Here is a 1117-nt window from a genome sequence, read left to right on the forward strand (position 1 = left end):
GGTATCCAACATTTCTAGCGACGGTTTTGAAAACACAGCCTACCTTTCAAAAATTTTGATTGATAACCACGAATTTTAGCGTTTTTATTTATCAAATAGCGAAAATAGAATAGCAGGGCATATAAATCAGGGTTGGCGCCAACTGATCACAAAACATTTGTAGATGAAAAAAATTGAATGGAATAACTATGAACATTTCAAAATTACAGCTTGTGTATCTTGCAGCCCTCTCGATGCTCGGCTTTGTCGCAACAGACATGTATCTCCCTGCCTTTAAAGCGATGGAAATCGACTTTATGACCGGACCAGAGCAGATCGCGCTCTCTTTAACCGTTTTCTTGGTCGGCATGGCAGTCGGTCAACTGCTTTGGGGCCTTGCCTCTGATAAGTTTGGCCACCGTAATACCTTGGCAGCTGGCCTTGCTCTGTTTACGCTGGCCTCATTGGGTTTGGCGTTCAGTGATCAAGTTTGGCAACTGCTCAGCTTGCGTTTTGTGCAAGCGATCGGGTGTGCGCGCCGGCCGTGATCTGCAAGCCATGGTCATCAACGTACTCCAGCAGTAGTCCAACAAATTTTTGCTACCATTATGCCGCTGGTGGCGCTTTCTCCTGCGCTCGCCCCTCAGTTGGGATGTTGTATTAGCAGATAGCTTTGGTTGGCACAGTATTTTTGTTCGCGTTAACAGTACCTGGGATTGGTCTTGGTTGCGGCAACAACGTGGCACAGCCTAGTGTCGCTAATGAGCCAAAGCAAAGCAGTGTAACATCGGATATCAAACATCTACTCAGCTCAAAAACCTATTTGGGCAACGTCCTGATGTTCGCCACCGCGTCTGCCGCTTTCTTTGCTTACCTGACCGGTATGCCTGAAATAATGGCGCAGCTTGGCTACGATGCCAAAGACATCGGCATGAGCTTTGTGCCGCAAACCATCGCGTTTATGGTCGGCGGATACTTAGGTAAAGTTGGCGTACGTAAATTTGGTGATGAAAAGTCCATTCGTCACTGATTGGATCTGTTTAGCGTCGCCGCACTGCTGATTTCATTCGCATCACAATGGCAGTTAACCTCGATTTGGCCAATCTTAGCGCCATTCTGTCTGATTGCTGTAGCGAAT

The 1117-nt window shown here is 47.1% G+C and carries 1 pseudogene; it reads left to right on the top strand.

Going from position 1 to position 1117, the window contains the following annotated elements:
• Positions 1 to 188: 188 nt before the first annotated feature.
• Positions 189 to 1117: pseudogene (locus CIK04_RS33800) on the top strand (Bcr/CflA family efflux MFS transporter); the annotation flags it as partial.

It is taken from the genome of Vibrio sp. 03_296 (genome assembly GCF_002265885.1).